This window comes from Pedobacter sp. BS3 (assembly GCF_008274585.1).
GTDB lineage: Bacteria > Bacteroidota > Bacteroidia > Sphingobacteriales > Sphingobacteriaceae > Hufsiella_A.
Genome location: NZ_VTRT01000012.1, coordinates 26,333 through 49,025, shown reverse-complemented (window position 1 = coordinate 49,025; position 22,693 = coordinate 26,333). Strand labels below are relative to the sequence as shown.

23 protein-coding genes and 5 tRNA genes are annotated in these 22,693 nt (G+C 45.0%); 22 read left to right on the top strand and 6 right to left on the bottom strand.

From position 1 onward, the window contains the following. The first annotated feature begins 552 nt into the window (after positions 1–552). The 7 genes from FW774_RS19785 (at position 553) to FW774_RS19755 (ending at position 7,303) form a co-directional block, all read left to right on the top strand. Positions 553–1,986: an alpha-L-fucosidase gene (locus tag FW774_RS19785; protein ID WP_149350198.1), complete on the top strand. Its 1,434-nt coding sequence runs from the start codon at positions 553–555 to the stop codon at positions 1,984–1,986. A 2-nt stretch (positions 1,987–1,988) separates the two neighbouring features. Then, positions 1,989–2,858, top strand: coding sequence for an alpha/beta hydrolase family protein (locus FW774_RS19780; RefSeq protein ID WP_149350197.1), 870 nt, complete (start codon positions 1,989–1,991; stop codon positions 2,856–2,858). 121 nt (positions 2,859–2,979) lie between these two features. After that, entirely contained in the window at positions 2,980–4,128 is a 1,149-nt protein-coding gene (locus tag FW774_RS19775; protein WP_149350195.1) for a glycoside hydrolase family 105 protein, read from the top strand. A 131-nt stretch (positions 4,129–4,259) separates the two neighbouring features. Beyond that, positions 4,260–4,595 carry an L-rhamnose mutarotase gene (locus FW774_RS19770; protein ID WP_149350193.1) on the top strand — a complete coding sequence of 112 codons (336 nt, stop codon included), beginning with the start codon at positions 4,260–4,262 and terminating at the stop codon, positions 4,593–4,595. 1 nt (position 4,596) lies between these two features. Next, entirely contained in the window at positions 4,597–5,361 is a 765-nt protein-coding gene (locus FW774_RS19765) for an SDR family NAD(P)-dependent oxidoreductase (protein ID WP_149350191.1), read from the top strand. 270 nt (positions 5,362–5,631) lie between these two features. Further along, entirely contained in the window at positions 5,632–6,483 is an 852-nt protein-coding gene (locus FW774_RS19760) for a fumarylacetoacetate hydrolase family protein (protein WP_149350189.1), read from the top strand. A 34-nt stretch (positions 6,484–6,517) separates the two neighbouring features. Next, complete coding sequence (locus FW774_RS19755; RefSeq protein ID WP_149350187.1) at positions 6,518–7,303, top strand: SDR family oxidoreductase; 786 nt, start codon at positions 6,518–6,520, stop codon at positions 7,301–7,303. A gap of 57 nt (positions 7,304–7,360) precedes the next feature. Here the strand turns inward: FW774_RS19755 and FW774_RS19750 are convergent, their stop codons facing one another. The 6 genes from FW774_RS19750 to FW774_RS19725 all read right to left on the bottom strand — a co-directional run bounded on the left by FW774_RS19750 (position 7,361) and on the right by FW774_RS19725 (position 12,140). Then, on the bottom strand, positions 7,361–8,545 hold the full coding sequence (locus FW774_RS19750; RefSeq protein ID WP_149350186.1) for an aspartate aminotransferase family protein: 1,185 nt from the start codon (positions 8,543–8,545) through the stop codon (positions 7,361–7,363). A 34-nt stretch (positions 8,546–8,579) separates the two neighbouring features. Next, positions 8,580–8,996: a hypothetical protein gene (locus FW774_RS19745; protein WP_149350184.1), complete on the bottom strand. Its 417-nt coding sequence runs from the start codon at positions 8,994–8,996 to the stop codon at positions 8,580–8,582. 12 nt (positions 8,997–9,008) lie between these two features. Further along, complete coding sequence (locus FW774_RS19740) at positions 9,009–9,629, bottom strand: hypothetical protein (RefSeq protein WP_149350182.1); 621 nt, start codon at positions 9,627–9,629, stop codon at positions 9,009–9,011. A gap of 31 nt (positions 9,630–9,660) precedes the next feature. Continuing rightward, positions 9,661–10,209: an RNA polymerase sigma factor gene (locus FW774_RS19735; RefSeq protein ID WP_149350180.1), complete on the bottom strand. Its 549-nt coding sequence runs from the start codon at positions 10,207–10,209 to the stop codon at positions 9,661–9,663. 58 nt (positions 10,210–10,267) lie between these two features. Then, positions 10,268–11,224 carry a transketolase family protein gene (locus FW774_RS19730; RefSeq protein ID WP_149350178.1) on the bottom strand — a complete coding sequence of 319 codons (957 nt, stop codon included), beginning with the start codon at positions 11,222–11,224 and terminating at the stop codon, positions 10,268–10,270. A 70-nt stretch (positions 11,225–11,294) separates the two neighbouring features. After that, a complete protein-coding gene (locus FW774_RS19725) occupies positions 11,295–12,140 on the bottom strand; it encodes a transketolase (protein WP_149350176.1) in 846 nt (281 codons plus the stop codon). A 185-nt stretch (positions 12,141–12,325) separates the two neighbouring features. Between FW774_RS19725 and FW774_RS19720 the strand changes: the two genes are divergently transcribed. The 15 genes from FW774_RS19720 to nusG all read left to right on the top strand — a co-directional run bounded on the left by FW774_RS19720 (position 12,326) and on the right by nusG (position 22,616). After that, entirely contained in the window at positions 12,326–13,417 is a 1,092-nt protein-coding gene (locus tag FW774_RS19720; protein WP_149350174.1) for a hypothetical protein, read from the top strand. Beyond that, on the top strand, positions 13,417–14,649 hold the full coding sequence (locus FW774_RS19715) for a gliding motility-associated C-terminal domain-containing protein (RefSeq protein WP_149350172.1): 1,233 nt from the start codon (positions 13,417–13,419) through the stop codon (positions 14,647–14,649). The genes FW774_RS19720 and FW774_RS19715 overlap by 1 nt, the downstream gene beginning before the upstream one ends. Position 14,650: 1 nt before the next feature. Continuing rightward, on the top strand, positions 14,651–15,631 hold the full coding sequence (locus FW774_RS19710) for a type IX secretion system membrane protein PorP/SprF (RefSeq protein WP_149350170.1): 981 nt from the start codon (positions 14,651–14,653) through the stop codon (positions 15,629–15,631). 10 nt (positions 15,632–15,641) lie between these two features. Beyond that, positions 15,642–17,633, top strand: a complete 1,992-nt coding sequence (locus tag FW774_RS19705; protein ID WP_149350168.1) for an OmpA family protein — start codon at positions 15,642–15,644, stop codon at positions 17,631–17,633. 521 nt (positions 17,634–18,154) lie between these two features. Continuing rightward, positions 18,155–18,346 (top strand): 30S ribosomal protein S21, encoded by a 192-nt coding sequence (rpsU, locus tag FW774_RS19700; protein WP_149350166.1) that lies wholly within the window; start codon positions 18,155–18,157, stop codon positions 18,344–18,346. A gap of 66 nt (positions 18,347–18,412) precedes the next feature. Beyond that, the gene (locus tag FW774_RS19695; protein WP_149350164.1) at positions 18,413–19,291 is read left to right on the top strand and encodes a tyrosine-type recombinase/integrase; all 879 of its coding nucleotides are present in this window, start codon (positions 18,413–18,415) and stop codon (positions 19,289–19,291) included. A 15-nt stretch (positions 19,292–19,306) separates the two neighbouring features. Next, positions 19,307–19,651: a ribosome hibernation-promoting factor, HPF/YfiA family gene (gene hpf / locus FW774_RS19690; protein ID WP_149350163.1), complete on the top strand. Its 345-nt coding sequence runs from the start codon at positions 19,307–19,309 to the stop codon at positions 19,649–19,651. A 176-nt stretch (positions 19,652–19,827) separates the two neighbouring features. Further along, a tRNA-Thr gene (locus FW774_RS19685) sits at positions 19,828–19,900 on the top strand. A 77-nt stretch (positions 19,901–19,977) separates the two neighbouring features. Beyond that, positions 19,978–20,058 (top strand) — tRNA-Tyr (locus FW774_RS19680). A gap of 86 nt (positions 20,059–20,144) precedes the next feature. Next, positions 20,145–20,217 (top strand) — tRNA-Gly (locus FW774_RS19675). Positions 20,218–20,302: 85 nt separating this feature from the next. Then, positions 20,303–20,374: transfer RNA gene (locus FW774_RS19670), tRNA-Thr, on the top strand. 60 nt (positions 20,375–20,434) lie between these two features. Next, positions 20,435–21,622, top strand: a complete 1,188-nt coding sequence (gene tuf / locus FW774_RS19665) for an elongation factor Tu (protein WP_149350161.1) — start codon at positions 20,435–20,437, stop codon at positions 21,620–21,622. Positions 21,623–21,777: 155 nt separating this feature from the next. Next, a tRNA-Trp gene (locus FW774_RS19660) sits at positions 21,778–21,848 on the top strand. 15 nt (positions 21,849–21,863) lie between these two features. Next, entirely contained in the window at positions 21,864–22,061 is a 198-nt protein-coding gene (gene secE, locus FW774_RS19655) for a preprotein translocase subunit SecE (protein ID WP_149350159.1), read from the top strand. A 12-nt stretch (positions 22,062–22,073) separates the two neighbouring features. Beyond that, positions 22,074–22,616 (top strand): transcription termination/antitermination protein NusG, encoded by a 543-nt coding sequence (gene nusG / locus FW774_RS19650; protein ID WP_149350157.1) that lies wholly within the window; start codon positions 22,074–22,076, stop codon positions 22,614–22,616. Positions 22,617–22,693: the final 77 nt, after the last annotated feature.

The window sequence follows — 22,693 nt, the reverse complement described above, 5'->3', positions numbered from 1 at the left end:
TTTTGTGTTTTAGTCGATTCAAAACTAACTACTGTAATCCTTTTATATCCCTATTTTCTTAACTTAATGACATTGCCTGTAGGGACAAAAGATGTCGTTTTGTGTTAGGAGCTCCTGAAAATAATAAGTTTGATCGAGCGAAGCTCCGGATTCGTTCAGTTACGTATTGATAGGCTACAAGAATGGTTGGTACTTATAGCCTTTTAACTTTTGATTCTGAACCTCGAATTACCCGGGACAAGTATCAGGATTTTCTCTATTCTCTATTCTCATTCTCCATTGTCCATTGCCCACTGTCCATTATCCACTATCCATTGTCCATTGTCCATTGTTCATTATCCATTATCCACTATCCACTATTCACTATTCACTATTCACTGTCCATTGTCCATTGTCCATTATCCACTATCCACTGTCCACTGTCCATTTTTACTTAACGCCATGTTAGTTCAGCTTACTATAAGGCTAACCGGATAAACTGATTTGAATGTTTTTTTTAGTTATTTGCCGTAGAAAAACCAGGTATTAACGAATAAAATTCAAATCAGTTTTATGATACGTAGATTGATAGGTTTGCTGCTGATGTGTACCTTTTTAGTGTCACAGGCACAATCTCAACAAACGCTTTCCAAAGATGAGCGGATGAAATGGTGGCGGGAAGCCCGTTTCGGGATGTTCATCCATTTTGGTGTGTATGCGCAATTAGGCGGCGAATATAAAGGTCATCAGCAGGCCAGGGGCGGAGCGGAATGGATTATGAACCGCATGAAAATTCCCGTTGCGGAATACAGGGCGGTGGCCAGGGAGTTTAATCCCGTAAAATACGATGCCGACGCCTGGGTAAAGATGGCTAAAGATGCCGGTATGAAATACATCGTTATTACGGCCAAGCATCACGACGGGTTCGCGTTGTTCAATTCCAAAGCGTCCGACTGGGATATTACCGATGCGACACCTTATGGGAAAGATTTATTGAAGCCGCTGGCCGAAGCCTGTAAAAAATACGGTATCAAGCTGGGCTTTTATTACTCACAGGCGCAGGATTGGAACAATCCTGGCGGTGCGGCTGCAAGGAAACTGATGCGGGAAGGCTGGCCAAATCCCGACAGTGCTAAAATCGATGCCTATACGGCTGCCCATCACGGACACTGGGATCCCGCACAGGAAACCAAAACCTTCGAGCAATACATTAACGATGTTTCGGTACCGCAGGTTAAAGAATTATTGACCAATTACGGTGAAATTGCCGTATTGTGGTGGGATACACCAACCAACATGACCGACGAAGCCGCGTTGAAGCTGCAAAACGTACTGAAATTGCAACCGCAGATCATCACTAACGACCGTTTGAAACGCCCGAACTTTCCCGGCGATACCGGAACACCCGAGCAAAAAATACCGGGCTTAAATGAACTGGACGGCAGGGATTGGGAAACCTGCATGACCATGAACGGTACCTGGGGTTATCGTAAATCAGATAATAAATGGAAGTCAGCAGAAACGCTTATCCGTAACCTGGTGGATATTGCCTCAAAAGGCGGAAATTACCTGCTGAACGTAGGGCCAAAACCAGACGGAACATTTCCACAGGAAAGCATAGACCGCTTAAAAGCGATTGGCGAGTGGATGAACGTAAACAGCGAAGCCATCTACGCCACTAAGGCAAATCCGTTACCTGCCGTAAGCTGGGGCCGCATTACCCGGAAAGATACCGGTAGCGGAACAACGTTATACCTGTCGGTTTTTGAATGGCCGAAAGATGGAAAGCTGGAGCTTCCCGGGTTGAAAAATGAAATCATATCAGCATCATTATTAGCCAGCGGCAAGCGGCTAAAAACAAGCATGTCTCCGGATGGAGCACAGATACAGGTTCCGGAACAGGCTCCTGATAAAGTTGCTTCGGTCATTAAGCTAACCGTAAAAGGCGAGGTGGAAAGTAAAGGCGTTAAACCGGCAGCCAGGATGAAAACCGGGGAATTAGATTGATCATGTCCCGAAGAAGTTATCCGGTAATCAAAGGATTTTGCCTGTTGTTGATATGCCTGGGATGTATTTATCAGGCAGCGGCGCAGCCGGTTATAACCGGTGAAAAGCAATCGGCATGGCACCAGTTTACCAGAACTGAATTTAAGCTGAACGGAATTCCTGCCTGGATTATAACACCCCGGAAACCCCTGCCCGGCAAACCCTGGGTTTGGCGGGCGCATTTTCCCAATTGGCATACCCAGGTAGACAGTATGCTGCTGGGAAAAGGATTTTATGTTGCTTACATCAATGCCAATAACCTGTACGGATGCCCGAAAGCCTTATCCGTATGGGATGATTTTTACCGGTATCTGACCGGCGAAAAAGGCTTTGCCGCGAAAGTTGCCTTAGAGGGCGTTAGCCGCGGAGGCTTGTATGTGTATGGCTGGGCCAAGCGGCATCCTGAAAAAGTAAGCTGTATTTACGCTGAGGCGCCGGTATGCGATTTTAAGAGCTGGCCTGCCGGGAAAGGAAAAAGCAAAGGTTCGGCAAACGACTGGAAAAAGCTGTTGCAGGCTTACGGTTTTACCGAAGAGCAAGCGTTGAATTACACCAATCAGCCTAAAGATAATCTTGAAGCCCTGGCTGCATATAAAGTTCCGGTGCTTCATGCCATTAGCCTGACAGATAGTATTGTGCCCTACGCCGAAAATACCGCTGTGCTGATTAACAACTATATTCAGAAGGGCGGCCCCGCAACGGTAATACCTATGACTACGGGCAAACGGGAACTGGATGGACATCATTTCCCTATAGAAAACCCGGAAGTAATTGCCGGATTTATTTACCGGAATAGTGTCCCTGTAGTCAGCTTGTCGCGGGAGACGCATTAAAGCCGGCAGGGCAAAATTGTTGAATGACATGCTAATGTAACTGATTGTGAATAATTAAAAATTATCTTTATTGTGCAGGTAAAATAAGGGCTTGACTTTATTATAGGCTGCTTCAAATGGTATGAACATAAAGAAAGGATTATCAGGATATTATAGTATAATAGCACTATTAGTTACCTGGTTGGTAACCAATAGTGTTTATGCTCAGCCTTCCGGCGATTTAAAACACTGGCCTGCGGGATATTCGCCCCTTGAAGTAGGAAAACGCATCGCTGTACATTTTCTGGCAACGCCGCATACCAATTTCGGGAAACCCACTCCGCCAAGAGTGATTACCTATCCGGAAAGCTGTGCCTGGTATGGAGCGTTGAAATTTGCAAGTGCCACCAAAAACGACTCATTAACTGATGCTTTAGCTAAACGTTTTGAGCCGCTTTTCACCAGCGAAGCCCACATGATTCCGGTACCCGATCATGTAGATTACTGTGTTTTTGGCACTGTCCCGTTAGAATTGTACAGGCAAACCAAGGATAAACGCTATCTGGACTTAGGTCAGCACATTGCCGACAAGCAATGGGGCCCGCCGGAAGGGAAGCGGGTTGTTCCGCAATCGTATATTTTTTATAACCGGGGATTAACCTGGCAAACCCGCCTGTGGATTGACGATATGTTTATGATCAATGCCTTACAGGCGCAGGCTTACCGGGCCACGGGCGACAGCAAATACATTAACCGGGCAGCAAAAGAAATGGTGGTTTACCTCGATTCGCTTCAGCGGCCCAATGGTCTTTTTTACCATGCACCGGATGTGCCTTTTTTCTGGGGACGCGGAAACGGGTGGATGGCCGCCGGTATGGCCGAGATTTTAAGCTCGTTACCGGCAAATAACCCGGACAGGCCCCGTATTTTAACAGGCTATAAAACAATGATGGCTTCGTTACTGAAATATCAGTCCGAATCGGGCATGTGGCGGCAGCTTATAGACGACCCGGAATCGTGGGAAGAAAGCTCAGGAACCGGTATGTTCGCTTTTGCGATGGTAACCGGGGTTAAACAGGGCTGGCTGGATAAAAAAACGTATGCGCCTGCCGCCCGTAAGGCATGGCTGGCATTGGTTAAGCATATTGATGCAAATGCCGATATTAGCGATGTTTGTGAAGGGACGAACAAGAAAAATGACCGGCAATATTATCTTGACCGCAAGCGCCTTACCGGCGATTTGCACGGACAAGCGCCGGTACTTTGGACAGCAGCAGCCCTGTTACAATAATTAACCAGTTTTAACTTTTAACTTATTATGGCTTGTGCGTTCAGGCCTTTTGAATTTTGACTTTTAACTTTTGAATTTTTCAGGCTTGTGTGTTTATGGCTTTTGAATTTTAACTTTTGAATTTTGACTTTATGAAAAGACATTGTCTTGCGCTTGATTTAAAGGATGACCCGGCGCTCATTGAAGAATATATCCGCTGGCATGAAAATATATGGCCGGAGATCAGGGACAGCATTCATAACGCCGGAATTCTGAGCATGGAAATATACCGGTATGCCAACCGCCTGTTCATGATTATTGAGGCAGACGATACCTTCAGTTTTGAGCGTAAAGCCGAAATGGATGCTTCCAATCCCAAAGTACAGGAATGGGAAGAGCTGATGTGGAAATACCAGCAGGAAATGCCCGGGGCAAAACCCGGTGAAAAATGGGTGCTGATGGAAAATATATTCTCATTAAAAAAATAAGATGTTCAGTTTAGCAAATAAAACGGCGGTAGTAACAGGCGCCGGAAGCGGTATCGGTAAGGCTGTAGCGTTAACCTTTGCCCGGCAGCAGGCAACGGTATACGTGGTTGATTTAAACCGTGACAATGCGGAAGAAACAGTCAGGGAAATTGAAGCCTTTGGCGGTAAAGCTTTCGCCGAAGCATGTGATGTAACCCGTCAGCAGGCGGTATGCGAAACGTTTCAACGCATAGGCCGGGTCGATGTCCTGGTTAACAGCGCCGGTATATCACACATCGGCAAAGTGGAAACTACATCCGAGCATGATTTTGAAAAAGTATTCCAGGTAAATGTAAAAGGTGTTTACAATTGCCTGTATGCCGCTATCCCGTTAATGAAGGCACAAGGTGGCGGAGCCATCGTGAACCTGGCCTCTATTGCCGCGGTGATAGGTTTGCCGGACAGGTTCGCGTATTCCATGAGCAAAGGTGCTGTTTACGCCATGACCTTATCGGTAGCGAAAGATTATATTAAGGATAATATCCGTTGCAACAGCATATCCCCGGCAAGGGTACATACACCTTTTGTAGACGGTTTCCTGGCAAAAAATTATCCCGGAAAGGAAAAAGAAATGTTTGAGAAGCTGTCGCAAACACAGCCCATTGGCCGGATGGGTACACCCGATGAAATATCGAAACTGATTCTTTACCTCTGTTCAGACGAAGCATCGTTCATTACCGGTAACGATTACGCCATAGACGGAGGCTTTATTAAATTGAATAACTAACAACTATTTCGCTCATCGGGATTTGTAATCCTGATGGCTATAGTACCGGATTTTAAATCCGGTATTAATAAAAAGAGTGTCTAAAAAGTCAAAAAGCTGCGTCATTTCGACGACCTTAGGAGGAGACCACGAAGTAGCTGCGAAGCAAAATCTTCTTCCTAAGCATTTCTGGCGGAGATCCCTCTCCCGAGACTTCGGGATCGGGATGACGAAAGCTTTTTAGACACCCTCCAACTGTAAGATTCTATTAAATTGAAATAATTAAAAAATATGAAACTGATACGACACGGAGCACTGAATAAAGAAAAACCGGGAGTAATACTGGATGATGTTTACTATGATGCCTCGGCTTTTGGTGAGGATTTCAATGAGCAATTCTTTGAAACGGACGGTTTAACACGTCTGGCATCCTTTATCGAAACCAGCAAAGCAAAGCTGGTACCACTTGCAGAAGGCACACGGATTGGTTCGCCGGTGGCACGTCCCTCAAAAATTCTGTGCATTGGACTGAATTATGCCGACCACGCCCATGAAACGGGAGCACCATTGCCGCCGGAACCGGTGCTGTTCATGAAATCTACTACGGCCTTAGTCGGCCCATTTGACAACATCGTGATACCCAAAAAATCGGAGAAAACCGATTGGGAAGTAGAGCTGGCCTTTGTGATTGGCAAAAAAGCGAGTTACGTAAGCGAAGCGGAAGCAATGGATTACGTTGCCGGTTATTGCCTGCATAACGATGTTTCTGAACGGGCGTTCCAGTTAGAGCGTAATGGTACCTGGGATAAGGGTAAAGGCTGTGATACCTTCGCACCGATAGGCCCTTTTCTGGCCACTAAAGATGAGATTTCGAATCCGGATAACTTGCGCCTTTGGTTAAAAGTTAATGGTAAAACCATGCAGGATGGTAATACCTCGACGTTTATTTTTAAAATCCCATTTCTGGTTTCATACCTGAGCCAGTTCATGACGCTGCTTCCCGGCGATATTATTTCAACCGGAACACCGGCAGGCGTTGGTTTGGGAATGAATCCACAGGTTTACCTTAAACCGGGCGATGTAGTTGAGCTGGGCATTGACGGCTTAGGACAATCCCGGCAGGAAGTGGTAGCGTATAGTTAATCGAGGTTTTTCCTTTTGACTGATATTATTGATTATGGACTTAAATCTTAAGGATAAGGTAGTAGTGGTTACCGGCGGTGCCAAAGGAATAGGCGAGGGCATTGTAAAAGCCCTGGCACGTGAGGACGCAATTCCTGTAATTATAGGCCGGAACGAGCAGGATAACCTGAAAACCATTGCTGAAATTGAAGCTACCGGTAAGCGTGCTTTCCAGGTAACCGCCGAACTCACCCAGCCGCAGGAATGTGAACGGGCCGTTAAGGCTGTTGTGGCTATGCTGGGCCGTATTGACGGATTGGTGAATAACGCCGGTGTAAACGATAGTGTGAGTCTGGAGCATGGAACATATCAGCAGTTTATGGATTCGCTGCACAAAAGCCTGACACATTATTACCTGGTAACCCATTACGCGATTAGCGAGCTTAAAAAAACAAAGGGAGCCATTATCAATATCGGTTCTAAAACCGCCGAAACCGGTCAGGGTGGAACGTCCGGCTACGCGGCATCAAACGGGGCACGTAACGCGTTAACCCGCGAATGGGCGGTGGAATTATTAAAATATGGCATCCGGGTAAACGCCATTATTGTTGCCGAATGTTTTACGCCTTTATACGGTCGCTGGATTCAATCGTTGCCCAATCCGGAAGAGCAGCTTAAAAAGATAAACGCGTTAATTCCGTTGGGAAGGCGTATGACCACGTCGGAAGAAATTGGCGATACTGCTGTTTTTTTACTTTCAGAAAGATCCAGCCATACCACCGGTCAGCTTATTCATGTAGATGGCGGGTATGTGCATTTAGACCGTGCGGTTACAGCGTGATGTAATTTTTTGCTTAGCCTGAAGGTCTTTTCATAAAGCGGCAGTGCCCTGGTCAGGCTACAGCATATCCAACGCCCGAATGATCCTGGCACAAGCTTCCCTGATCTCTTCACGGGTAATAGTAAGTGGGGGAGCGATGCGTAATGCCGTATCGCAGTGTAAAAACCAGTCGATGATCAGGCCGTTATCAAGACATAACCTGCTGACGGTTTCAACTTGGTCAAAGGTTTCTAACTGGATAGCCAGTAACAAGCCGCTTCCGCGGATCTCTTTAATGAGCGGATGATCAAGCAGTTCCCGGAACAGCTTTTCTTTGGCTGGGACATCGGCAAAAAGCTTTTCCTCTAAAATAATATTCAGGGCCGCTAAACCGGCGGCACAAGATACCGGGTGACCGCCGAATGTGGTAATGTGGCCCAGTATCGGGTTCTCTTTCAGGCAGTCCATAATGGTTTTATCTGCAATGAACGCACCTATTGGCATGCCGCCGCCCATGCCTTTGGCAAGTAATAAAACATCGGGTACAATGCCTGTTTGCTCAAAACCGAATAAGGTGCCGGTGCGACCAAAACCGGTCTGTATTTCATCCATGATCAATAAAGCGCCTGTTTCTGTGCAGCGCTGGCGCAGGGCCTGCATGTATGCTGCCGATGGTACACGGACGCCGGCTTCGCCTTGTATGGTCTCTAAGATCACACAGGCGGTATCGGTATCAATAAGCGCTAAGTCAGGAATATTATTATAATGGATGAAATAAACATCGGGCAGCAAAGGGCGGTAAGCCTGTTTGTAATGTTCATTGCCCATCACACTGAGCGCACCCTGGGTGCTGCCATGGTATGAGTTGAAACAGGATATGATCTTGCTGCGGCCGGTGTAGCGTTTGGCCAGCTTTAAAGCGCCTTCGGTTGCCTCTGCACCGGAATTAACAAAATAAACAGCGTTTAAGCTTTTGGGAAGCACAGCGGTCAGCTTCTCTGCAAATTTTACCTGCGGACTTTGTATAAACTCGCCGTATACCGTTACATGCATGTATCTGTCTAATTGCTCATGGATAGCACTTAACACCTGCGGATGCCGGTGCCCTACATTGCTTACGGCAAAGCCCGAAACTAAATCCATATAAGATTTACCGGCGGGATCGTACAGATAAATTCCTTCTGCCCGCTCTACTTCAAGCAACCGTGGAGAAGATGATGTTTGTGCGGTATTAAGCAGGAAAAGCTGGCGGTTGGTAAGCATTGTGCAAAAATACAAATTCGCCAGTTGGAGAATATTACTTTTTTCGCCGCTGCTTCAGCTCTTCAATAAGCTGTTCTCTGAATTCACGTTCGGCCCTGAATAAAGTGGCTATTTTTTCGGGCGGCAGTATGCGTTTAAATTCATTACGGTAGTGTTTCCGCAGATCCAGTATCCTGCTTTCAAACGTAAGCTCATCATCCAGGCCGGTATCCGGGCCTTTGGTCTTTTTGATGCTGCTCAGGCGTTTTTCACGTATAAGTGCACCCAGCTCGTTTTGATAATTATTATAAACCGGCCAGAATTGTTTTGCCTGCTCTTCGTTCAGGTCAAGGCGTTTGGTAAGGTATGCAATTTTCAGCATATCAATTTTTTTAGCCTTGCCGGGTTGTGCATACAGGCTTGTAGTTGTTACCAGGCTACATACAAAAAGAATTATTATGCTCAATCTCATCGTCACTGCTCCTTATAATGCTGTTTGTTCTAAATAATCGCTTAATTCCTGATCGCTGATCATTTCACTGCTGTTAAAAATATCGGCTGTCGGATCGATATTATTTACAATGGTTGTGATGTCGCCCGCATCGGTATGAAGCTCAAGGTAATTGATGATCTCCTGTTCGGGGATCTTAGCCATTTGGGCTTCGATGGAATGTTGCTGGTAGTTGAAATAAATACCGGCAACTGTGGCAATAGTGATACAGGCGGCCGCGGCATAGCTCATCCACGATTGATAAAGCCTGCGAACTTTGCCATGCTTACTGACAGGTTGTATTTTATTTTGTACAGATCGTTCGAGTGTATCAAAGTACCCGGCAGGCACGGCAAACCCGTCTGCGGTAATTTCCTGTTTCAGCGTATCGGCATATATGGCGGCTTCTATCCGCGAAGGCAACTCATCAAAATAATTCCCGGGCAATGAGAATCCACCGTCTGTTAAAAATGGCTGAATAGTACACTGGCTGGTAATCTTTTGTTCCAGTTCGGCAAAATATCCTTCAGGAACCGTATATGGATTACTACCCTGCAAAACGGCCAGGTTCGGAGCGGCTTGTTTCCAATCATCATGTAAATTATCCAGATCCATATTTTAACAGATAGTTTTGGATGCCAAAGGTTTAATCTTTACTGAGCAGGTATTGCTCTATTTTTTTTACGGCCAGGTGAAAAGAGGCTTTCAGGGCTCCTACGCTGGTTCCGAGTACGGCAGAAATATCCTCATATTTCATGTCGTCGAAGTATTTCATGTTAAACACCAGCCGTTGTTTGTCGGGCAGTGTCAGTATGGCCTGCTGCAGTTTCATCTGGGCTTTATCACCGTTAAAATAGCTGCCGGCTCTTAATGATCCTGCCAGCTCGGGATTAATATCTTCCAGCGGGATGTTATTCCGCTGCTTTTTACGATTCAGAAAGGTAATGGATTCGTTGGTGGCAATGCGATAGATCCAGGTATATAATTGCGAATCATTACGGAAGCCGGAAAGGTTTTTCCATACCTTGATAAATACTTCCTGCACCAGGTCATCAGCATCGTCATGGTCTATGACCAGGCGGCGGATGTGCCAATAGATTTTTTGCTGGTATTTTTTTAGGAGAAGGTTGAACGCCTCATTCCGTGTGCGTTCATTCTGGAATTTTTCAAGTATGTCAGCGTCCTCTATCTGCATGGTTTGTTAAAACGCCCCGTATAGGTTAAAAGTATACGGGACGTTTTTGTTTTAACGTTTATGCTTTACGCTTCATTACTTTTTGCACGGCTTCAACGATGTTATCGGCTTCCAGCCCATATTTTTTCATCAGCTGGTCTGGCGTACCGCTTTCGCCGAACGAATCATTCACAGCAACATATTCCTGTGGTGTTGGCAGGTGTGTTGCCAGCACCTGGGCAATACTGTCGCCCAGGCCACCCAGGCGGTTATGCTCTTCGGCGGTAACCACACAGCCGGTTTTAGCGGCCGATTTCAGTACGGCCTCCTCATCAAGCGGTTTAATGGTATGTATATTGATGATCTCGGCATTGATACCCATCTCTGCCAGTTTTTCACCGGCTTCTATGGCTTTCCATACCAGGTGACCGGTAGCAAAGATGCTCACATCGGTACCTTCGTTCACCATCCAGGCTTTGCCAATTTCAAATTTCTGATCAGGGTCGGTAAATACCGGGATAACAGGTCGTCCAAAGCGGAGGTATACCGGACCTTCGTAATCGGCTATGGCAATGGTGGCCGCTTTGGTCTGGTTGTAATCGCAGGTGTTGATCACGGTCATACCCGGAAGCATTTTCATTAAGCCGATATCTTCCAGTATCTGGTGTGTAGCGCCGTCCTCACCCAGGGTTAAACCGGCATGCGAAGCGCATATTTTTACGTTTTTACCAGAGTAGGCTATTGACTGGCGTATCTGGTCGTACACACGACCGGTAGAAAAGTTGGCGAACGTTCCGGTATAGGGAATTTTACCGCCAATGGTCATGCCCGCGGCAATGCCCATCATGTTGGCCTCTGCAATTCCTGTTTGTATAAAACGCTCCGGGAACTCTTTAATAAAATCATTCATTTTTAATGAGCCAACCAGATCGGCGCATAGGGCCACCACATTGCTGTTTTTCTTACCGGCTTCCAGTAAGCCGGCGCCGAAGCCTGAACGGGTATCTTTTTTTTCTGTATATGTATATTTTTTCATTAGTTGCAAATTGCGGTATTGCGTATTGCCAATTGGTTCTAAACAACGGCACGACGCAATAAGATATGAATTAATAATCTCCTAAAGTACATTCTAATTGTCCGAGGGCCAGCTCCAGTTGCTCGTCATTTGGAGCAACACCGTGCCATTTGTGCGATCCCATCATGAAATCAACACCATGACCCATATTAGTTTGCATCAGTATTAAGATCGGTTTGCCTTTACCGGTTTTGCTTTTAGCGAGCTCAAGTACCCGGATAATATCGGTCATGTCGTTACCGTTCATTTCCAGTACATCCCAGCCGAAGGCTTCAAATTTAGCTCGCAGGCTTCCCAGCGATAAAACTTTCTCTGTCGGCCCGTCTATTTGCTGTCCGTTCACATCGATAGTTGAGATCAGATTATCCACTTTATTGTGCGGGGCAAACATCGCGGCTTCCCATATTTGTCCTTCCTGTAATTCACCATCGCCATGCAAAGAAAATACCAGTTGAGGATCGTTATTCAGCTTTTTGGTCAGTGCAGCGCCAATGGCAACCGATAATCCCTGGCCTAATGAACCGGAGGCAATGCGTATGCCCGGAAGATGTTCATGGGTGGTGGGGTGTCCCTGCAATCTTGAATCTATCTTGCGGAAGGTAGCAAGCTCGCTCACCGGGAAATAGCCGGCACGGGCTAATGTGCTATACCACACGGGTGATATATGCCCGTTAGAGAGAAAAAATAAGTCTTCGCCAATACCGTCCATGTTAAAGTTTTTGTTGTGTTTTAATACATGGAAGTAGAGAGCTACAAAAAAGTCAGCGCATCCTAATGAGCCGCCCGGGTGCCCTGATTGGCAGCCATGAACCATGCGCACAATGTCTCTGCGTACCTGACTGGCAATGCTTTCTAAATGTTTGATGTCTGTAGTCATTATTGAAGTTTGATAATCCGGCTAAATTAAGGTATTTATAGCTAACAGCCTACTGTTTTTAACCAAAGTGAAGAAAAATGTAACATTTTAGGGGCTAATGCGGTATTAATGCCTGGTATTAATTATTTATACTGATGGGTAATAAAGTTATTAGGTTTCCACACAGAATAACAGTACAATAATTTATGAGAAAAAATATTGGCAAAATAGGAGGTGCTGCGCCTGTAAAGCCGGTTATATTTCAATGCATGCTGCTGGTTTTTATACTTACGGGTATGCGTGTGCATGCTCAGACAGGCGCTGTAGGCATTGGTACAGAAACACCTAACAGCAAAGCAATACTCGATATATATTCTACGGCCAAGGGCCTGTTGATTCCGCGGTTAACAGAGCTTCAGCGTAACAGCCTTCAGGCCGATGGTGTTACTAATACCGGCATAAACGGCTTACTCATCTATAATACAGATAAAAATAAATTCAACTACTGGCTGGATAATAAATGGACGGATCTGTCGACCGATGCATCAAGCCTGGTCGGACCTCCGGGCCCAGCTGGCCCGGCCGGCCCCGCCGGAGCAAAGGGTGATAAGGGCGACAAGGGAGAAAAAGGCGAGAAGGGAGACCCCGGAGAAAATGGCGCCAAATGGTATACCGATAGTAACTCGCCTGTAGAAACGTTAGGCATAACCGGCGATTATTACCTGGATAACCTGACCGCTGATGTATATACTAAAACTACCGGCGGCTGGCAACTGGTTGCCAACCTGAAATCAGGCGGCAGTTCAGACAGTTGGTTGTTAACGGGTAACAGCGCTACCACTCCGGCTGCCAGCGGTACAGGCGGAACTTATATTGGCACGCGGGATGAGAAGGATTTTGTAGTGGGAACCAAGGGCACCGAGCGCATGCGGGTAAAATCTACCGGGAATGTAGGTATAGCCACATCCAATCCGGGCGCTAAGCTGCATGTGAATGGCGATGTCATCCTGGGACAGGGCGGCTCAGTAATAACCAATGTGCTCAAGGCTTCGGTGGTTAAGGATGTTCCGGCTATCCCGGCAGGGGAAGCCTCTATACAGACTTTTGCGGTTTCCGGTGCATCAATCGGTCTTAAACCGGTGGTTACGGTATCGCCGGATGTTGCTTTGCCCGACGGGGTGATCATTTCCTATTGCCGGGTATCGGCAGCAGGTACTGTTGAAGTGAAATTCTTCAATGCCAGCAGCACCGTTAAGGATCCTGCTTCCATGACATACCATATTGTAGTAATTCAGTAATGCGGAATATTACAGTCCTTATATTTCTTTTTTGTTATGCGTGTGCCGTTCGGTCGCAGGCGCAGGTGACGAATAATGGCTGTAAACTGTTCATCGCAACAGACGGCTTGTTATACATTGACGGCTCATACACCCAGCTTGCAGCTGGCGCACATTCTGATTCAATATATCATAAAGGTAAGCTGGTTATTACCGGCGATATGCTCAATAAAGATGCTGGCTCCCGGATCTTTGATAACCGTTCTGACGGTCTGGTTCAATATGCCGGAGATAATCAGGTAATGGCCGGCGAGAATGCCGTATCATTACCGAATGTAGTACTTTTGAATAACGCGGTTAAAACACTTGCTGCAAATGCCACGGTAGCCGGTTACCTGCATTTGAATGATGCTGAGCTGAAAATAACCAAACAGTATACATTAACCTTATCTGATGACGATGCCGGAAGCTTAACACGGGCCTCGGGAATCATCAGTACAGACGAAGGTGGGTATTTGAAGAGAAAGCTTCGGAACGGTAACCCGTACGTTTACCCGTTCGGTTCTATACAAAACGGAATAACCCGCTACAGGCCGCTCAGTATCTCGCTTCGCGAAACCGGTGACAGTTATTATTCGGCGTCTTTTGTAAACGCGGAACCGGAAAGCCGTGAACAGAAAATGGCTGATGTCGGTACCGTATTTGATAAATACTATTACGTGCTTAATTATCATTCGGGTATCGCTTCAGCGGATATCCGTTTTTATCAGGATACCAATGCCGATGGTGATTTTGATATGCTCGTGAGCCGGTTAAATGGTTTGTGGAGCAAGTCGTTTCCCGGTACGGCAGAATCAGGCTCATTTGGCGATAATTTAAACCGCAACCTGTTGCTGAGCACCTTACAGCCGCTTGACCATGTAGCCGTTACGTTTGCCAGCACAAAGAACATAACCAATCCTGGGAATAACAATAATAACGGTGCACTCTCCTTTTTTAACGGCTTTTCGCCTGATGGAGATGGCAAAAATGATACCTGGCTGATTAAAAATATTGACCAGTATCCGGATAACGAGCTGACCATTTTTAATCGCTGGGGCGATGAGGTTTTTAAGTCCAAAGGCTATTCATCGGCGAAAGCCTGGGATGGGGGAAACCTGAACTCGGGTACTTACTTTTACGTGCTTAAGGCTACTATAAACGGCGAACTGAAGACCTATAAGGGCTTTATTACCATGATAAAGAAAAACTGATATGAACCGTTTGCTCGTTATATGTCTTTTTATCGGTACCGGTTTAAAAGCGCTTGCACAGCAGGATCCGCAGTACAGCCAGTATATGTTCAATATGCTGGTTATTAACCCGGCTTATGCGGGATATAAGGAAACCATCAATCTCAGTTTGCTGCATCGCAATCAATGGACGGGTATAGACGGGGCGCCGAACACACAATCGTTCATAGCCGACGGAGCGTTCTTTAATGAAAAACGGGTAGGCTTAGGTTTATCGCTTATTAATGATAAAATAGGCTTTCAGCGTCAGACCTCGGCCTTTGTTGACTATTCCTATCGTTTACCAGTGAGTGATGATAATGCCCGTTTATCGTTTGGGCTGGCAATCGGTGTTACGGAATATGTATTAAATGCCCGGCAGGCTGTAGTTGATGAAGCCGATGATCCCAACTTTACAAACGGGCATCAAACGTATTTTAGCCCGGACGCTAAATTTGGCGTATTTTATAATAACGACCGGTTTTATGTGCAGGGTTCTGTGGTAAACCTGTTATCGCATGCCATTAATTACCGGGATGGCTCTAACAATACCATTGCCCGGCAGGGCAGGCATTATTTTTTAGGCGCCGGATACCTGGCGGATATTGGCGATGATGTTAAATTTAAACCTTCGCTGCTGATACGCGAAGACACAAAAAGTCCCACCAATATCGATGTCAGTACGTTTTTCCTGTTAAAGGAAACGGTGTGGCTGGGAGCCTCATACCGGGCCGGTGTTAATTTGTGGAAAAAAAGCAATTTGAATGTTGCTAATTTTCAGCAAAATTCGTTAGTAGGTGCATTGGAAGTATTTGTGGCCAAAAATCTCAGATTAGGGTATGCATACGATTACTCGTTGTCTGCATTGACCAATTACTCCAACGGTACACACGAAATTTCGGTGGGTTTTACATTAAACGGGAAAAAAGCGGGGACGGCACTTCTTACGCCCCGGTATTTTTAAGGATGTTTGCATGAGATATAAATCTTTACTTGTTATTACGATAGTTTTTGCTGCCTACTTTTTCCCGCAGAATATTTTCTCTGACGATATCGAAAAAGCAAATAAATATTACGAAAAATACGATTTTAAGTTTGCCCTGGATATCTACGAGAAGCTCATGACAAAGCAGCCTTCGCTGGAGATCGCCCAGAAAATTGCCAGCTGCTATAATTATATGAATGACTCGCAGCATGCCGAGGCTGCGTATGCACGGGTGCTGACCTTTAAGGGATTTGATCCGGTAAACTATAAGTATTATGCCGATATGCTGAAGCAAAACGGCAAATATACCGAGGCTAAAAACAATTATCTGTTATACGGTGAGCATGTGCCTCAGCAAGCAAAAGAGGCGCAGGTAATGGCCAATGCCTGTGATATGGCCCGAACCTGGGCCGAAAATCCCGACAGGAACGTACGCATTGAAAATGAGCTGTCTGTAAATTCAGAATACTCCGATTTTTCTCCCGTGGTGTTAAACAATGCGCTTTATTTTATATCAGACAGGCTGTTTTCGATAGGGAAGTACAACCGTAAAGATGTTATTTACGGCTGGACGGGCAATCCTTATCTTAAGATCTACCAGGCAGGTTTAACCGGCATGGAAAACACCGTTGTTCCGTTGCCCAAGCCTGTAAACGAGAAGTATCATAACGGTCCCTGTGCATTTACCGCCAGTGGCGATACCTTATACTATACCCGCACAGATCTGCCTGCCAACCGCAAGCGGGAGAGCCTGGTTGTAGTGAAAAATGCCATATATATGGCTGTTAAACAGAATGGCGCCTGGCAAACACCGCGAATATTATTCGGAAATGGCCGCGATTATTCTGTTCAGCATCCGGCTTTATCGCCGGACGGTACTATATTATATTTTGCATCTGATATGCCTGGCGGCTATGGCGGAATGGATATCTATGCCGCTAAGAAAAATGCGGACGGTACCTGGGGCGCTCCGAAAAACTGCGGGGCAAATATTAATACAACAGGAGATGAAGCGTTCCCGTATGTACGCAAAGACGGGAAATTTTATTTTGCGTCAGAAGGGAACCTGGGCATGGGTGGGCTTGACCTGTTTTCAGCAGATGGCGCTTATACTACATTCTCGGTAGCCGAAAACCTGAAAGCGCCGTATAATTCGCCTAAAGATGATTTTGGGATATGGTTTACCAATGATGATTCCGGTTATTTATCTTCCAACCGTGAAGGCGGCAAAGGCTTAGATGATATTTACCGGTTCCGTGTAGTTAAACCGGCGCCACAAAAACCGGTACTTGCCGTAAACGGCCTGGTGGTAGATAAAGAAACTTTAATGCCGTTGGAAGATATTCACATCGTGCTTGTTAACCAGGCTACGGGTAAGGAAGTAAGCAAGGTATCTGATGCTCTGGGTCACTTTAATTTTGAGCTGGAAGCGGATATGGATTACATGGTAACCGGCGATAAAGAAAAATATTATGCCCGGCAGATAGGCCGTATCAGCACCAAAGGAGTGAAGCAATCTACCATTTACGATGTGAAATTTGAGCTTGAACGCGTTAAAAATACATTCATCGTTCGACTGAACAATATTTATTACGATTTTAATAAATGGGATATCCGCAAAGATGCTGTTCCTGAACTGAATAGGGTAGTTGACTTTATGAACCAGGTTCCGGATGTTAATGTTCAGATACGTTCGCATACCGATTCAAGAGGCCCGGCGACATATAATTTGTGGTTATCGCAAAAGCGGGCTGCTTCCGCGGTAAATTATTTAAATCATGCCGGTATAGCGCAGCAACGCCTGACATCGGTGGGCCTGGGCGAAACCGAGCTGATCAACCGTTGTAAAGATGGCGTGGCCTGTTCTAAGGAAGAGCACCAGCTAAACCGGCGTACCGAGTTTAAAGTGGTAAAAGTTGAGCCGGTATTGTCTATGGATAAAGTGGCTCCCGGTAGTAAAGCAGGTCGGCGTAGTTTTTAAAGGTGATTTCTAAATAGCGTAGTCGTCATCTTTACTGCCTGAAACAATAATAAAGAAAAGTTAAACTTGCGAAATTTTCTCCGTCAGGCGCAAAGCTCGGTAGTCGCCTGTAGCAGGGTTTTATCGGAATTAGCAACGCAGCCAGCGTTCTGAACGCTGGCTGCGTTATTTTTAGTCCGCTACCTTTGACAACTTTCTAAAAGTTGTCAAAGTCTCAGAAAGGTAATAGGAGCATTGTCCTAACCAGGCTAAACCTGACAGGAGCGACAGCCCCGAATGTAATGAGGGCTACAGCGGATGGCAGGACTATCTTTGCCGATGAACTACTGCAAGTGCTTTTCAAAAACATGTATGGCATAATAAATAGCGGAAATAATACAGCTTTGTAAGCTGACGCCTTAACTCTGCCCCGGCAACTAACAACTAACAACTAATCACTATCAACACGTTTGTAAGTTTCATAAATTAATATTACATTTGCAGCCCGTAAAAATTTTAAAAAGAAAGGTGGTATTAAAGATATGATCATTATCAACGTTAAAGAAGGCGAATCGTTAGACAAGGCATTGAAGCGTTTCAAAAAGAAATTTGAAAAAACCGGCGTATTAAGAGAACTGCGCAGTCGTCAGGCCTTTGAAAAGAAATCGGTTGCCCGCAGAAACGTGGTTAAAAAAGCCATCTACAAACAAGGCCTCAATCAGGACGTAATTTAATCGATATAAATTTCTTTATTAAAAACTATTTGTATATTCACTTGCTGGATATATAAGTAGTTTTTGATGTTTATAGAGCGTTTTATTCGTTACCTGGAATTTGAAAAAAGGGTATCTCCTCATACACTTACGGCCTATAAACACGATCTTGACCAGTTCAATACCTACCTTACCAGTATAGAAGTTAGCCTGGATGCTGTTAAGCACCGGCATATACGCTCGTGGCTGGTTACCTTAATAGAAGCCAACGGTGCTAAAACAGCCAACAGGAAGCTATCGGCACTGCGTTCTCTCTTTAAATTCTTGCAAAAGGAAAACCTGATAACAGAAAATCCCACTGCATTAGTCAAAGCTATTAAAACGCCCAAACGCCTGCCCGTGGTGGTTGATGATCATAAGCTCACCGTGCTGCTGGATAATGCCCAAACGTTTGATGATAGCTTTAAGGGTGTACGTGAGCGTTTAATTATCGAATTGCTATTCGCAACGGGCATGCGCCTGTCCGAGCTGACCTCGTTGCAGGAACAAAGTATTGATTTTTACGGTCGTATGGTCAAGGTGTTTGGTAAGCGTAGTAAAGAGCGGATCATCCCCTTGCACATATCTGTCATTGCTTTGTTGAAGCAATACCTGAACGAGAAAAAAAAGCAGAATTTTGATAACAAAACACAGGCTCTGATCGTTACAGATTCAGGAAGCGCTGCTTATCCGAATTTCGTTTATCGTATCGTGAAAAAGTACTTGTCATACATATCAACCGCCGATAAGAAAAGCCCGCACGTTTTACGACACACGTTTGCAACCAGCCTGCTGGATAAAGGTGCAGACATCAATGCTATTAAAGAGTTACTTGGGCATGCAAGTTTGGCGGCAACCCAGGTATATACCCATAACACAGCCGAACGTTTAAAATCAATCTATAAACAAGCCCATCCAAAGGCTTAAAACAAGGAGGCAATTATGAAAATTAGTGTTCAGTCTATCCATTTTGACGCAGACAAAAAGTTATTAGAGTTCATTCAGAAAAAAGCCGACAAGCTGGATCAGTTTTTTGATCGTATTATCAGTGGCGAAGTGTATTTAAAATTGCAGAATACCGAAGAAGAAGAAAATAAGATTGTAGAGATCAAGCTGACGATACCGGGCTCGCAGCTTTTTAGCAAAGAGCAATGTAAAACGTTTGAAGAAGCAACCGATCTTGCTATAGAATCGTTAAAAAAACAGGTAGATAAGCACAAAACAAAAGCCCGGATCAAAGCAAGTAACCATAAAGATATATTGGTTAATGAAGTAAATTCCCTGTAAAAATCAGGATGTCAACATACTAAGTTATGCGTGTAATTCGGCAGGTTTTTGCCTGCCGAATTTTTTTTCAAAAAAATTTTGTACAGGGTTTAATTTTTGTAGATTTGCAGTCCCTTTCGCACAGGTGTAAATGTGCTTCAGGTAAGTTCTTAAATAAGATTGTACAAAACATAAAAGCCTCCTTAGCTCAGCTGGTAGAGCAACTGACTTGTAATCAGTAGGTCGCTGGTTCGATCCCGGCAGGGGGCTCAGTTTATTTTAGATTGTAAAATTACGATTTACGATCAATTCGTAAATCTAAAATCGTACATCTGAAATCAAACGATGGGGAGATACCAGAGCGGTCAAATGGGACGGACTGTAAATCCGTTGCTTCGGCTACGAAGGTTCGAATCCTTCTCTCCCCACAGAAGATTGTAGATGTAAGGATTTACGAATTACGATTGGCCGGATTGCAAATCTGAGATCGTAGATCCGGAATCTTAAATCAAAAGCGGAAGTAGCTCAGTTGGTAGAGCGATAGCCTTCCAAGCTATAAGTCGCGAGTTCGAATCTCGTCTTCCGCTCGGTAAATTTAGTTGGCAGTCGGCAGTATGCCGTTTGCAGTTTTTTATTTTGAAACGGGTAACATTAAACTGCAAGTAGATAAAAGCCGATGTAGCTCAGCGGTAGAGCACTTCCTTGGTAAGGAAGAGGTCATGGGTTCAAGTCCCATCATTGGCTCAGGAAAACGTAATATCAAAAACAAGTAATATAAAATTAACCTACTAATAAGTATACAAAATGGCAAAAGAAAAATTTGACCGCAGTAAGCCGCACTTAAATATCGGTACAATCGGTCACGTTGACCACGGTAAAACAACTTTAACTGCCGCTATTACAAAAGTACTGGCTGATGCAGGATTATCTGAAGCACGTTCTTTCGATTCAATCGACTCAGCTCCTGAAGAAAAAGAAAGAGGTATCACTATCAATACAGCTCACGTTGAATATCAAACCGCTAACCGTCACTATGCACACGTTGACTGTCCGGGACACGCTGACTATGTGAAAAACATGGTTACCGGTGCTGCCCAGATGGACGGTGCTATCCTGGTGGTTGCCGCTACTGATGGCCCGATGCCTCAAACCCGCGAGCACATCCTGTTAGCTCGCCAGGTAGGTGTACCTGCTTTGGTTGTTTTCATGAACAAAGTAGACATGGTAGACGATCCTGAGCTGTTAGAGCTTGTGGAAATGGAAATCCGTGAATTATTATCATTCTATGAATTCCCTGGCGATGATATCCCTGTAATTCAAGGTTCAGCTCTTGGCGGTTTGAACGGTGATCCGAAATGGGTTGCTAAAATTATGGAATTGATGGATGCTGTAGATAGCTACATTCCAATTCCTCCGCGTCTGACTGATCTTCCGTTCCTGATGCCGGTTGAAGACGTATTCTCAATCACTGGTCGTGGTACTGTAGCTACAGGTCGTATTGAGCGTGGCGTGATCAACACAGGTGATCCGGTAGATATCCTGGGTATGGGTGCAGAAAACCTGAAATCAACTGTAACCGGGGTTGAGATGTTCCGTAAAATTCTTGACCGTGGTGAAGCTGGTGATAACGTAGGTTTATTGTTACGTGGTATTGAGAAAACCGATATCCGTCGTGGTATGGTTATCTGTAAACCAGGTTCAGTAACACCTCACACCGAGTTCAAAGCAGAGGTTTACGTATTGTCAAAAGCAGAAGGTGGTCGTCACACTCCGTTCTTTAACAAATACCGTCCTCAGTTCTATTTCCGTACTACAGACGTAACTGGCGAGATCACACTTGCTGACGGTGTAGAAATGGTTATGCCTGGCGATAACGTAACGATCACTGTAAAACTGATCAACGCTATAGCGATGGAAAAAGGTCTGCGTTTCGCTATCCGTGAAGGTGGCAGAACCGTAGGTGCAGGTCAGGTAACTGAAATCCTGAAATAATTTTTGCTTCCCCCAAGGGACAAAAAATATATAACAAAGTACTCAGAAAATACTCTGAGTACTTTGTAAATATATACGGGCATAGTTCAATGGCAGATATCCCGAGCACTCGGGACAAAACATTTGATCAGGGTTCGTTTTAAAAAGATTGATACACGGGCATAGTTCAATGGTAGAATAGAGGTCTCCAAAACCTTTGATCAGGGTTCGAATCCTTGTGCCCGTGCTTAAGCTAAAATAAATGGCTAACGTAGTAGAATTTATAAAAGAATCATATACCGAGATGACTCAAAAGGTCACCTGGCCAACCTGGCGTGAACTTCAAAGCTCTGCCGTAGTAGTTTTAATAGCATCTGCTATCATTGCTTTGATCATACTGGCTATGGACAGATCGGCAGGAGGCTTACTGGAATTGTTTTATAAATCACTGGCTGGCTAAAATACCTGGAACATGAGCGAGCAATTGAAATGGTATGTTGTAAGGGCTGTTAGCGGAAAAGAGAAGAAAGTTAAACAGTATATAGAAGCAGAAGTAAACCGGCTGGGTATTTCGCATCTGGTGCCGCAGGTATTAATACCTATGGAGAAATACTACCAGATGCGTGATGGTAAAAAAATTGCCAAAGAGCGCAACTACTATCCGGGATATGTGCTGATAGAAGCCGCTTTAGACGGTGAGCTTGAGCATATCATCAAAAATATAAATAGTGTAATCGGCTTTTTAGGTGATAAAGGCGGTAACGCTGTTCCCATGCGTGCGGCAGAGGTAAATCGTATACTGGGTAAGGTAGACGAGATGAGCGAGCAGGGCGAAATGATGAACGTACCGTATTACGTTGGTGAAAATGTCAAAGTAATGGATGGTCCGTTTAACGGCTTTACCGGTGTTATTGAAGAAATAAACGAAGAAAAGAAAAAGCTTAAGGTAATGGTTAAGATCTTCGGAAGAAGAACCCCGCTTGAGCTGAATTATATGCAGGTTGAAAAAGAGTAGGATGTGAGATAACAGATTTGAGATATGAGACCTTGGTCTAACATCTCATGTCTAACATCTAAATATCTGAACTATAA

Bases quoted from the DNA above. Each gene is read 5' to 3' on its own strand.
- FW774_RS19785 (WP_149350198.1), top strand. From the start codon at position 553: ATGATACGTAGATTGATAGGTTTGCTGCTGATGTGTACCTTTTTAGTG.
- FW774_RS19730 (WP_149350178.1), bottom strand. From the start codon at position 11,224: ATGAAAAAATATACATATACAGAAAAAAAAGATACCCGTTCAGGCTTC.
- FW774_RS19735 (WP_149350180.1), bottom strand. From the start codon at position 10,209: ATGCAGATAGAGGACGCTGACATACTTGAAAAATTCCAGAATGAACGC.
- FW774_RS19695 (WP_149350164.1), top strand. From the start codon at position 18,413: ATGTTTATAGAGCGTTTTATTCGTTACCTGGAATTTGAAAAAAGGGTA.
- FW774_RS19780 (WP_149350197.1), top strand. From the start codon at position 1,989: ATGTCCCGAAGAAGTTATCCGGTAATCAAAGGATTTTGCCTGTTGTTG.
- secE (WP_149350159.1), top strand. From the start codon at position 21,864: ATGGCTAACGTAGTAGAATTTATAAAAGAATCATATACCGAGATGACT.
- FW774_RS19745 (WP_149350184.1), bottom strand. From the start codon at position 8,996: ATGAGATTGAGCATAATAATTCTTTTTGTATGTAGCCTGGTAACAACT.
- FW774_RS19720 (WP_149350174.1), top strand. From the start codon at position 12,326: ATGAGAAAAAATATTGGCAAAATAGGAGGTGCTGCGCCTGTAAAGCCG.
- rpsU (WP_149350166.1), top strand. From the start codon at position 18,155: ATGATCATTATCAACGTTAAAGAAGGCGAATCGTTAGACAAGGCATTG.
- FW774_RS19710 (WP_149350170.1), top strand. From the start codon at position 14,651: ATGAACCGTTTGCTCGTTATATGTCTTTTTATCGGTACCGGTTTAAAA.
- FW774_RS19760 (WP_149350189.1), top strand. From the start codon at position 5,632: ATGAAACTGATACGACACGGAGCACTGAATAAAGAAAAACCGGGAGTA.
- nusG (WP_149350157.1), top strand. From the start codon at position 22,074: ATGAGCGAGCAATTGAAATGGTATGTTGTAAGGGCTGTTAGCGGAAAA.
- FW774_RS19705 (WP_149350168.1), top strand. From the start codon at position 15,642: ATGAGATATAAATCTTTACTTGTTATTACGATAGTTTTTGCTGCCTAC.
- hpf (WP_149350163.1), top strand. From the start codon at position 19,307: ATGAAAATTAGTGTTCAGTCTATCCATTTTGACGCAGACAAAAAGTTA.
- FW774_RS19765 (WP_149350191.1), top strand. From the start codon at position 4,597: ATGTTCAGTTTAGCAAATAAAACGGCGGTAGTAACAGGCGCCGGAAGC.
- tuf (WP_149350161.1), top strand. From the start codon at position 20,435: ATGGCAAAAGAAAAATTTGACCGCAGTAAGCCGCACTTAAATATCGGT.
- FW774_RS19775 (WP_149350195.1), top strand. From the start codon at position 2,980: ATGAACATAAAGAAAGGATTATCAGGATATTATAGTATAATAGCACTA.
- FW774_RS19770 (WP_149350193.1), top strand. From the start codon at position 4,260: ATGAAAAGACATTGTCTTGCGCTTGATTTAAAGGATGACCCGGCGCTC.
- FW774_RS19725 (WP_149350176.1), bottom strand. From the start codon at position 12,140: ATGACTACAGACATCAAACATTTAGAAAGCATTGCCAGTCAGGTACGC.
- FW774_RS19715 (WP_149350172.1), top strand. From the start codon at position 13,417: ATGCGGAATATTACAGTCCTTATATTTCTTTTTTGTTATGCGTGTGCC.
- FW774_RS19750 (WP_149350186.1), bottom strand. From the start codon at position 8,545: ATGCTTACCAACCGCCAGCTTTTCCTGCTTAATACCGCACAAACATCA.
- FW774_RS19740 (WP_149350182.1), bottom strand. From the start codon at position 9,629: ATGGATCTGGATAATTTACATGATGATTGGAAACAAGCCGCTCCGAAC.
- FW774_RS19755 (WP_149350187.1), top strand. From the start codon at position 6,518: ATGGACTTAAATCTTAAGGATAAGGTAGTAGTGGTTACCGGCGGTGCC.